Here is a 1,769-nt window from a genome sequence, read left to right as displayed (position 1 = left end):
TGTACGGCTACTACTACTACGGTTACGGCTACGGCTACAAACGGAGTTGCGCCATTGACATTCGCAATCACCTCTCCATCTGGCTCAGCTGCTAGTAACACTACAGGTGTTTTTGCAGGTCTTGCTCCAGGGACATACAACTTCAGGGTTACGGATGCCAACGGATGCTACTATAACGAATCATTCATAATCAATTCTGCGACGCCTATTTCGGTTGTTGCAAACAAAACAAGCGACGTTCTATGTAGAGGAGGAAACACTGGATCAGGAACTTTTACAGTTTCAGGAAATGCTACAGTGGGAGCCTACACTTATACAATTACGCCTAATACAGGTACAGTTAGCAAGTCTGGAAATGTATTGACATTGACCAATGCTTCAGCTGGGACCTATACTGTTCAGGTTACAGACAGCGCTACAGGATGTACAAGCTCTGAAAGCCTTGTTATCGGACAGCCTTCGGCTGCCTTGACGGTTTCTTCTGCTGTTGCCACAAATGCGAACTGCAACAACGACAATGCTCAGATTACGGTTACGGCTGCAGGCGGAACGCCAAACTACAGCTATGCATTCGCTCAGAGCCCTTCTACGGTTCCGACATCTGCTTACAACGGCAGCAATGTCCTTACTGTGGACACGAACTCAGGGGCAAACCTTGCATGGGATGTCTATGTGAGAGATGCCAACGGATGTACGGCTAAATCTACAGTTAATGTAATTGTTGATTCGCTGCCTGCTGTTACGAACGTTACGGTTAACAACCAGTGTACGGCTTCAGGAAGCACGTTCACTATCACTGCTTCGGGAACAGGACTTGCTCCTCTTACCTACAGCATCGACGGAACCAACTTCCAGTCTTCTGCTACATTTACGGTAGCGGCGGGCTCTTATACAGTTACTGTTAAGGACGTAAACGGATGTACGGCTTCGGCTCCGGCTGCGACAGTTGTCTATCCTCAGCTTACTGCTGCAGGAACGGTTACGAAAGAATTGGATTGTACTGCCACTCCAAATGCGGTCATCACGGTGACCATCGCAGGAGGACGAGCTCCGTTCACTTATACAGTTCAAAAAGGTTCAGGTGCGGTAAGCGCTCCAAGCGCTTCGATTGCCGGACCAACATTTACTTATTCGGTTACGCCTGCAAATGCAGACACTTATACTTTTGTGGTTACGGATGCAAACAACTGTCCAAGAACAGCTGTTGTCACTGTAGACCCTATCAGCAATCCTACGGTTACGGCTGCAGCAGTGAATGCTGGCTGTAACGGAAGCTCGGACGGTTCAGTTACCTTGACGGGAGCAGGCGGATCTGGCGGATACACTTACAGCAGCAACGCTACGACAGGATTTACATCTAACCCAGTCTTTACAGGACTTGCTGCAGGATCTTACACTTTCTATGTAAGAGACAGCAAAGGCTGCCCAGGCTCAGTTCCTGTAACGATTACCCAGCCGCTTACATTGGCGGCTACGACAGCCGTTGTCGGATTCACATGTGACGCCGCAAACGGAAAAGTTGCCGGAACGGTTACTGTTACAGTTACGGCAGGAACAGGGACAGGCCCATACGAATACAGCTTCAACGGAAACGGATTCGGTCCAGGGAATGTCTTGACATTAAACGACAATGGAGCCAACCAGCCTTACAGCTACACGGTTCGCGATGCGAAAGGATGTACGGTTACAGGAAACGGAACTCTTTTAAGACTGAACCCACCGACTGATTTAGCTTTCAGCGCAGCAGCGGTTACTTGTACGGCTACTAC

The 1,769-nt window shown here is 49.1% G+C and carries 1 pseudogene; it reads left to right on the top strand.

From position 1 onward, the window contains the following. Nucleotides 1–1,769 (top strand): annotated as a pseudogene (locus ACFFLS_RS19475) (hypothetical protein); the annotation flags it as partial.

The sequence above is a fragment of the Flavobacterium procerum genome (assembly GCF_042431625.1).
In the GTDB taxonomy this organism is placed as follows: domain Bacteria; phylum Bacteroidota; class Bacteroidia; order Flavobacteriales; family Flavobacteriaceae; genus Flavobacterium; species Flavobacterium procerum.
The sequence above is the reverse complement of the archived record's forward strand: the minus strand, read 5'-3'. Positions and strand labels throughout refer to the sequence as shown.